The organism is Rhodococcus sp. 852002-51564_SCH6189132-a, assembly GCF_001665495.1.
GTDB classification, from domain to species: domain Bacteria; phylum Actinomycetota; class Actinomycetes; order Mycobacteriales; family Mycobacteriaceae; genus Rhodococcus; species Rhodococcus pyridinivorans.
The window spans coordinates 26,887-34,916 of record NZ_LZMJ01000032.1; the positions used below are offsets into that span (position 1 = coordinate 26,887).

The 8,030-nt window shown below is 66.8% G+C and carries 6 protein-coding genes, 3 pseudogenes and 2 riboswitches; of the genes and pseudogenes, 4 read left to right on the top strand and 5 right to left on the bottom strand.

Annotated elements, in window-relative coordinates; translation table 11 throughout:
• Nucleotides 1-38 precede the first annotated feature (38 nt).
• Nucleotides 39-176 carry a hypothetical protein gene (locus A5767_RS23310; RefSeq protein ID WP_016691526.1) on the bottom strand — a complete coding sequence of 46 codons (138 nt, stop codon included), beginning with the start codon at nt 174-176 and terminating at the stop codon, nt 39-41.
• 126 nt (nt 177-302) lie between these two features.
• Between A5767_RS23310 and A5767_RS06260 the strand changes: the two genes are divergently transcribed.
• Nucleotides 303-1,103: an SDR family NAD(P)-dependent oxidoreductase gene (locus A5767_RS06260; RefSeq protein ID WP_006552962.1), complete on the top strand. Its 801-nt coding sequence runs from the start codon at nt 303-305 to the stop codon at nt 1,101-1,103.
• Nucleotide 1,104: 1 nt separating this feature from the next.
• On the opposite strand, the gene A5767_RS06265 is transcribed toward A5767_RS06260, so the two are convergent.
• Entirely contained in the window at nt 1,105-1,638 is a 534-nt protein-coding gene (locus A5767_RS06265; protein ID WP_064851929.1) for an Rv2732c family membrane protein, read from the bottom strand.
• Between the two features lie 264 nt (nt 1,639-1,902).
• On the opposite strand from A5767_RS06265, the pseudogene A5767_RS23315 reads away from it, so the two are divergent.
• Nucleotides 1,903-2,013: pseudogene (locus A5767_RS23315) on the top strand (SDR family oxidoreductase); the annotation flags it as partial.
• Between the two features lie 70 nt (nt 2,014-2,083).
• Here A5767_RS23315 and A5767_RS06275 read toward each other — a convergent pair.
• Complete coding sequence (locus tag A5767_RS06275) at nt 2,084-2,800, bottom strand: polysaccharide deacetylase family protein (protein WP_064851930.1); 717 nt, start codon at nt 2,798-2,800, stop codon at nt 2,084-2,086.
• A 63-nt stretch (nt 2,801-2,863) separates the two neighbouring features.
• Nucleotides 2,864-3,044: riboswitch (cobalamin riboswitch) on the top strand.
• Nucleotides 3,045-3,100: 56 nt separating this feature from the next.
• Here A5767_RS06275 and A5767_RS23020 point away from each other — a divergent pair.
• Both A5767_RS23020 and A5767_RS23025 read left to right on the top strand, forming a co-directional pair.
• A pseudogene (locus A5767_RS23020) lies at nt 3,101-3,448 on the top strand (ABC transporter substrate-binding protein); the annotation flags it as partial.
• 2 nt (nt 3,449-3,450) lie between these two features.
• Nucleotides 3,451-3,699 (top strand): annotated as a pseudogene (locus A5767_RS23025) (citrate/2-methylcitrate synthase); the annotation flags it as partial.
• Between the two features lie 112 nt (nt 3,700-3,811).
• Here A5767_RS23025 and A5767_RS06285 read toward each other — a convergent pair.
• The gene (locus A5767_RS06285; protein WP_064851932.1) at nt 3,812-5,029 is read right to left on the bottom strand and encodes a cobalamin-independent methionine synthase II family protein; all 1,218 of its coding nucleotides are present in this window, start codon (nt 5,027-5,029) and stop codon (nt 3,812-3,814) included.
• A 29-nt stretch (nt 5,030-5,058) separates the two neighbouring features.
• Complete coding sequence (gene metE / locus A5767_RS06290; protein ID WP_064851933.1) at nt 5,059-7,341, bottom strand: 5-methyltetrahydropteroyltriglutamate--homocysteine S-methyltransferase; 2,283 nt, start codon at nt 7,339-7,341, stop codon at nt 5,059-5,061.
• A 144-nt stretch (nt 7,342-7,485) separates the two neighbouring features.
• Nucleotides 7,486-7,703: riboswitch (cobalamin riboswitch) on the bottom strand.
• Nucleotides 7,704-8,030 lie beyond the last annotated feature (327 nt).

The window sequence follows — 8,030 nt, forward strand, 5'->3', positions numbered from 1 at the left end:
CGGTGGCCTCGTGGCCTTTCACATCGTCCTGAACGAGATCACTTCTCGTCGTCGTCCGAGCGCTCGACCACCTCGGGAGCGTTCTCCCGCGTTGCCATGCCGCCGTTGCGACCGTGATCGACCGGCCCCGGCGGGTCCTTGCGCACCTCGTCGTCCTTCTTCTTCGACGTCGTCACTTCTACCTCCGTACGCTGGGCCGACTCGTGTCCGGACGGATACCCGCAGACGTGCACGCGCACACTTCGGGGTGGCGTCGGTGCTCCGGACCGGATTGACTGGACCCAACGACACAAGGAGGCAGCATGCAGATCCGTGACAGGGTTTTCGTCGTCACCGGTGGAGGCAACGGGATCGGACGCGATGTCGTCCTCGAACTCCTCGTGCGTGGCGCGCGGGTCGCGGCGATCGACTTCCGCACCGAGGCTCTCGACGGCACCCGTGCTCTGGCGGACGCCTATGTCGACCGTCTCACCACCCACACGGTCGACGTCTCCGACCGCGCCGCCGTCGAAGCGCTGGTGACCGAGGTGACCACTGCGCACGGACGGGTCGACGGCGTCGCCAACGTCGCCGGCATCATCCAGAAGTTCGTCCCGTTCGCGGAGCTGCCGTACGACGAGATGAACAAGGTCCTCGACGTCAACTACTGGGGTGTCGTGCACATGTGCAAGGCGTTCCTGCCCGCACTGCTCACCCGGCCCGAAGCGAGCCTGCTCAATGTCTCGAGCATGGGAGCCTTCGTGCCCGTGCCGGGCCAGTCCGTCTACGGCGCGAGCAAGGCGGCGGTCAAACTGCTCACCGAAGGTCTGTACGCCGAACTGCGCATGACGAAGGTCGCGGTGACGCTGGTGTTCCCAGGCGCCGTCCGCACCGGCATCGCCGAGAACTCCGGTGCCGCCATCCCGGGACGCAGCACTGACGCCTCCGTCAAGATCACCTCGTCCGCCGAGGCAGCCCGCAGGATCGTCGACGCGATCGAGAAGGGCACCTTCCGGGTGTGCATCGGCAAGGACGCGACGATGCTCGACCTGCTCGCCAGGCTGATGCCGCGTCGCAGCATCGAGTTCCTGGCGAAGAAGATGGGCTCGCTCGTCGAGCGCTGACCTACGGGCGACCGGTCCGCAGCGGATGCGGCCGGGGCGGGACGTCCGTCGGCGACCGGCTCAGCACGATCGGCAACCACTGCGAGGTCATCACGATCATCACCAGCCATTCGGCGACCAACGCCACGGTCGGGTGATGCGGAGCGTTCGTGATCATTCCCGCCTGCGACCAGTACGCCAACAGCCCGAAGAACGACGACAGCCCCGAGCCGAGCATCGCGAGCGACGCCAGCTTCCATCGTCGCAGCCACAACGCCAGCGTCGAGATCACCACCCCGAACACGAGGGCCAGGGCCGCGAAGATCCGCAGCGGCACCGCCACGGGTGCGGTGTCGCCGAACCAACTACCGAAGACCGTCCACGACCACGCCGACGACGTCTGCGGAAGCACCATGCACACCGTCAGGACGACGACGCAGATCGCCAGGACCCGTCCGCGGCGACCGGCGTCGAACTCCCCGGCGACCTTCTTCTCGATCCGGGCGAAGTCGTTCCGATAGGCCGACAGGTCCGCGCTCGTACCGTCCGCGCTCATGCCTCGACCTCTCCGTTCCGACACATGGGTGGCCATTATGCGCCGTACACCGATGTGACCTCGCTCATGTCGTCCACCTGCGATTATGCTCCGACACATGCGTCCGGAGCGGTGCCGGTGTGGCGCCGTGGTGCACCGGGTATCGCCCCTTACGAACCCGATCGAGGGAGGGCGAGAATGCCGGACCAGGACCAGTACCGCATGCAGCACCCGGGAGAGCAGCATCCCGTCCCACCGCTCGAGGAACAACCGGAGATCGCCTACCCCGGCCAGCCCGCCGAACTCGCCCCGGCCTACGTCTTCCTCGCCTCCCAGGAGTCGAGCTACATCACCGGGGAGACCATCGCCGTCACCGGCGGAGTCCCGTTCACCTGAGAATCAGAGCGCGAAATGGTCATCGGAGCGCGTAACAGCGCGCATCGATGACCATTTCGCGCCCCGGAGTTCACGAGGTCTGCATGTCGAGCAGTTCCGACACCGTCACGAACCGGTAGCCCTCGGCGCGCAGGCCGTCGACGATCCCGGGAATCGCCTCCAGCGACGCTGTCCGGGAGGGGTACATGACGTGCAGCAGGATGATCGAGCCGGGACGGGTCTCGTCGAGTGCGGTCTGCACGATCGTCTCGGTGTCGGACGCATCGGAATCCGGTTCGACGTCCCACATCACGGTGGTCCGGTCGTGCTGGTCGAGATAGCGGGGGAGCGCGACGAGCTTCTTGCCGTAGGGCGGGCGGAAGGTGATCTCCCCGTCGAACCCGGTCTCGCGAATCGCGGCGTCGGTGCGCTCGATCTCCTCGGCCACCGTGCCGCTGCCGACGAGCATCATCCTGCGGTGCGTCGCGGTGTGATTACCGAGTTCGTGCCCGGCCTCGACGATGGCCCGGCCCAGCTCCGGTCGTTGTTCGAGTTCCGAGCCGGTGACGTAGAAGGTGGCGGGGACGTCGGCGTCCTCGAGGGTCTGCAGGACCTGCGGGGTGAGGACGCTCGGGCCGTCGTCGAGGGTCAGCGCGACCACCTTCTCGGGTGTCTCCACCCTATGGACGAGTGCCCCGAACAGCTGGAAGGTGCGGGAGTTCGAAAGCTGGAAGATCGCGACGGCGACGACGACCAGCACCACGAGCACGGCGGATACGACGACGAGGGTTCTTCGGCGGGATGCCATTCGGACATGGTGCCTCATCCGGTGTCGGTGGGTGGAGGGCGCCCGGTTGCGCGGTTCCGGGACCGACGCCGGGTCTTGCACTGTTCGTAGCGACGTAGGGAACAACGGTGCGAATCCGTGGCTGTCCCGCAACTGTCACCGAGGAGTGATCCCCCAATAGCACGGTCACGGCCCACAGGGGTTGGAAGGCCGGGGCGAGCGTCGATCCGGGAGCCAGGACACCTGCGCCGCCGAAGCAGGACCCACGAGGATGGACATGAACAATTCGATATCGACCGCCCGCAAGGGCGGAATTCGGCGCTGCGCGCAGCCGGCGCACTGCTAGCGGCGGCGTTGGCCGTCTCCGGTTGCTCGTCGAGTGACGACACATCCGGGACAGTCGAACAGGACACCGCGGCATCGGTCTACCCGCTCACCATCGAGAACTGCGGCAGGACGCTCACCATCGACGCGCCACCACAGCGGGCGGTGTCCCTGAATCAGGGATCCACCGAGATCCTGCGGTCGCTCGGTCTCGCCGACCGCGTGGTCGGCACCGCGACCTGGACCGATCCCGTTCGGGAGAATCTCGCCGACGAGAACGCGAAGGTTCCGCGTCTGTCCGACAACAAGCCGTCCTTCGAGGTTGTGCTCGACACGGAACCGGATAGTGGGTGCAGATGTACGACATCCGCGAGAAGACCATGGCCGAGGCCACCGGCATCGAGCCGAATCCGGACTTCCCCACCGGGCCGGCCTACCACCTGATGGGCTTCGACATCGAGGTGTTCACCCCGATCTTCGTCATGAGCCGTATCACCGGGTGGACTGCACACATCATCGAGCAAGGTGAGTCCAACGCCCTCATCCGTCCGCTGAGCGAATACACGGGGGTGCCGCAGAGGTCGACCGTGGCCTGACACCCGCTCGAACTGCATCCCGGGATATTTCCGTCACCGTCTCCCGACCCCGGGATGCTTCCGATCGGGCCCGCAGCGTTCAACGCTGCGGGCCCAATCGTTTGCGGTCATGTCATGCGATGCGCTTCGTCGCCAACTCCGCGCCTCGGACCAGGGATTCGAGCTTGGCCCACGCGATCTGAGGATGAATGCGTCCGCCGAGTCCGCAGTCGGTGGAGGCGACCACATTCTCCGCACCGACGAGATTCGCGAAACGTTCGATGCGGTCGGCCACGAGTTCGGGATGTTCGACGACGTTCGTCGCGTGGCTGATGACGCCGGGCACGATCTGCTTCCCGTCGGGAAGCTTCACGTCCTCCCACACCCGCCACTCGTGTTCGTGACGGACGTTGGCGGCCTCGAACGAGTAGGACCCGGCGTCGATGTCGAGCATGGTTTCGACGAGGTACTCGAACTCGAGATCGGTGGTGTGCGGGCCGTGCCAACTGCCCCAGCACAGATGGAAGCGGATCCGGTCCTGGGGCAGACCCCGCAGGGCGTAGTTCAGCGCTTCCACCCGGATGCGGGTGAAAGCCAGGTAGTCCTCGACCGTCGGCTCGGGGTTGATCTGGTCCCAGTTCTCGGCGATGGACGGGTCGTCGATCTGCAGGATCAGACCGGCGTCGATGATCGCTTCGTACTCCTCGCGCATGGCATCCGCGCATGCCCAGATGAATTCTTCCTCGGTTGCGTAGTGCTCGTTGCCGATCCGCGAGGCGCTACCCGGTGACAAGGAAGTCATGAAACCGTTCTCGACCCCTGCGGCCGCCAGCGCGGACTTCAGATTCGCGATGTCCGACGCGATGGCGTCGTGGCCGATATAGGTGACCGGTCCGGTCGCAGTAGGGAAGAGGGGTGCCTCCTTCCCGATCGACACCCCGCTGTCGGGATCGCCGTAGGCCTCAGCGAACAGCGTCCAGTCGCGCCGGTCGGGGAAGGTGGTCAGACGCACGTTGCCGGGTGTCGACCGGATCGGTGTACTGCCGAACGGTCCTCCGTCGGTCAACTGGAGACCGGACAGGCGCTGGAACGAGTACGACCACCAGGCACCGTAATCGACGGTCGAGGACATGGCCTTGCCGTACTCGCCGTCGCCGGGAATGCAGATGCCGAGGTCGACCTGGCGCCGAACCAGCGCGGTCACCTCGTTGCCGAGCAACTGTGCGAACTCCTCGGAGGTATCGAGGCGAAAGCCGTCTGCCGCTTCTCGTCGTGCTCGGTTGGCTTCGACGAGGGCAGCGGTGCGCGGGAGACTTCCCGCATGGGTGGTGCGAATGCGAGGGGTGGACATTGTCGACGACCTTCTTCGTAGTGCGGTAGTTATCGGTTCAGTTCGGCGCGCACGGTGGCGGCAGCGGCGACGAGATTCGCCAGTGAGGCCGTGACCTCCGTCGTGCCGCGGGTCTTGAGCCCGCAGTCCGGGTTGACCCACAGTCGCTCGGCGGGCACCGCCTGCAGAGCCTTGCGCAACAGTGCTGTGATCTCGTCCTCGCTCGGGACCCGCGGCGAATGGATGTCGTACACGCCGGGGCCCACGCCGAGGTCGAATCCCGCGGCGTCGAGATCGTCGAGGACCTCCATGCGCGAGCGGGCCGCTTCGATGGACGTGACGTCGGCGTCGAGTTCGGCGATCGCCTCGATCACCTCTCCGAACTCCGAATAGCACAGGTGGGTGTGGATCTGCGTGGAGTCGGCGACACCGGATGTCGCCAACCGGAACGCACCGACCGCCCACTTCAGGTAGTCGGGTTGTTCCGACGCGCGCAGCGGCAGGAGTTCACGAAGCGCAGGCTCGTCGACCTGGATGATGCGCACCCCGGCGGCCTGCAGGTCCACCGTCTCGTCGCGGATCGCGAGCGCGATCTGGTCGGCGGTCTCGGCGAGCGGCTGATCGTCGCGGACGAACGACCACGCCAGGATCGTGACAGGGCCCGTGAGCATGCCTTTGACCGGCTTGTCCGTGAGAGACTGGGCGTGGACGATCCACTCGACGGTCATCGGTGCGCGGCGTGCGACGTCACCGTAGAGGATCGGCGGCCGCACACACCGCGTGCCGTAGGACTGCACCCAACCGTTGGTGGTGGCGAAGAACCCGTCGAGCTGCTCGGCGAAGTACTGCACCATGTCGTTGCGTTCGGGCTCGCCGTGCACCAGCACATCGAGTCCCAGCTTCTCCTGCAGCGCAACCACGTCGGCGATCTCGTCGCGCATCCGACGCACGTACTCGCCGTGGTCGATCTCGCCCGTGCGCAACGCTGCACGGGCCACGCGGATGCGGGCCGTCTGTGGGTACGAGCCGATCGTGGTCGTCGGCAACAGTGGCAGATCGAGCTGGCGGCGCTGGATCTCGCGCCGTCGATCGGCAGGGGTGCGGGTGCGGTCGGTGCAGATCGAGGCAAGGACACCTCGCACCCGATCGTTGCGTAGACGCGGATCCGAGGCCCGCATCTGCGCGGCGGTACGGGCAGCGGCGAGTTCGTCGGTGACGGCGTCGCATCCCGTACGCAGAGCGGTGGCGAGAGTGACGATCTCCGAGACCTTCTCGCTGCCGAAGGCCAACCACGTGCGCAGCGATGCGTCGAGATCCGGTTCGGCATCGATCGTGTACGGCACGTGCAACAGTGAGCACGACGACGACACCGCAACGGCGGCGGCGGAACCGAGCAGGGTGGCCAGCGTCGACAAGGCCTGTTCGAGGTCGGTGCGCCAGACGTTGCGGCCGTCGACGACGCCGGCGACGATGAGCTTGTCGGCGAGCTCGGGCAGGCCTGCGATTCCGGTGGTGCTACCGGCTACCAGGTCGACGGCGAGACCTTCGACTCCGGTGCGTGCGAGCCGCTCGAGCGCCGGCCCGAGGCTGCCGAAGTACGACGCGACGAGAATCGACGGCCGCTTCGGTGCCTGCACCAGGGCGTTGTACACCCGTCCGATCGCATCGAGGGCAGGTGAGTCGAGGTCGCGGACCAACGCCGGTTCGTCGAGCTGTACCCAGTCGACCCCGGTGTCGGCGAGCTGCGCCAACAGGTCCAGATAGAGGGGAACGAGCTCGTCGACGCGGCCGAGCAGCGGTCCTTGCCCGTCGACGGGCTTCGACAGCAGCAGGAAGGTCAGTGGACCCAGGACGACGGGGCGAGCGGGCACACCGAGCTCGCGTGCCTGCGCGATCTCACCCAGAATCTTTGTGGCATCGAGTTCGAAGACGGTGTCGGGTCCGATCTCGGGGACGAGGTAGTGGTAGTTGGTGTCGAACCACTTGGTCATCTCGAGTGGGGCGATATCGTCGGTGCCGCGTGCTGCGGCGAAATAGCGGTCGAGGTCGTCGGCGATATCCGCGACCCGGGCAGGCAACGCCCCGAGCATGACTGCTGTGTCGAGGACGTGGTCGTAGAACGAGAACGTTCCGACCGGGATCGAGTCCAGCCCGGCTGTGTGTTGACGTGACCACGTGTCGGCGCGCAGTTGTGCGGCAACCGATTCCAGGCCACTGCGGTCGAGGCGCCCGGCCCAGTAGGCTTCGGTGGCCTTCTTCAGTTCGCGGTTCGGTCCGATGCGTGCGGAGCCGAGCACGGTGGCGGTGAATGAGGATGCTGTCGGAGCAGACATCAGGTTTTCTCCGGTGTTCGTCGCTGGGTGGTCTACCGCCCGATGAACGCGCATCCCGATACGAGCCCCGTGTTCTCGACCTGTGGTCGAGGTGTTGCCGATCGGCGCGCGCCCATTCCACGAGGCGGCATACCGTCGGGCACGGCGTGCCCGACACGATCGGCAGGTCTTCGGACTCGCAGGCACCCATTCCCGATTCCGTCGGGATGGACCTAGTGGCCGTCGCTTCCCGGACCTGGTGGTCCAGTGCTTGGTGACGGCGGTCGTTCCTGCATACCGCTGCGGGACAGTCCCGGATTCCCACCGGGTTCCCTCTCACACCCGATACCTGTCGGCATCGGGTGCTTCGGCGCGCACATGAGGTCTTCGGGGCTCCTCACGACGACATGCGGCGAACCGATCGCAGCGCCGACTATACAAGGATCGCCTCCTTCCTCGGCGTGCGTGGGCTCGACGACGCTCTACCAAGTCCGGAATGCGTTCCTCTGTATACGAACTCGGGAGTGTGAGGATTGCCCGGTCGGGGGGGGGGCCGGGGGCGGGGACCACCCCCCCGGGCCGGGCCCCCCCGACGACCCCCGGGGCGGGGGGGCCCCCCGGGGGGGGGGGGGGGGGGCCCCCAGGCCCCCCGGCGCCACCGGGGGGGCCCCGTGGGGGGCGGGTTTTAGGGCCCCGGCGGCGAACACGGC

Coding starts and splice junctions, on each gene's coding strand:
- A5767_RS06260 (WP_006552962.1), top strand. CDS start 303: ATGCAGATCCGTGACAGGGTTTTCGTCGTCACCGGTGGAGGCAACGGG.
- A5767_RS06265 (WP_064851929.1), bottom strand. CDS start 1,638: ATGAGCGCGGACGGTACGAGCGCGGACCTGTCGGCCTATCGGAACGAC.
- A5767_RS06275 (WP_064851930.1), bottom strand. CDS start 2,800: ATGGCATCCCGCCGAAGAACCCTCGTCGTCGTATCCGCCGTGCTCGTG.
- A5767_RS06285 (WP_064851932.1), bottom strand. CDS start 5,029: ATGTCCACCCCTCGCATTCGCACCACCCATGCGGGAAGTCTCCCGCGC.
- metE (WP_064851933.1), bottom strand. CDS start 7,341: ATGTCTGCTCCGACAGCATCCTCATTCACCGCCACCGTGCTCGGCTCC.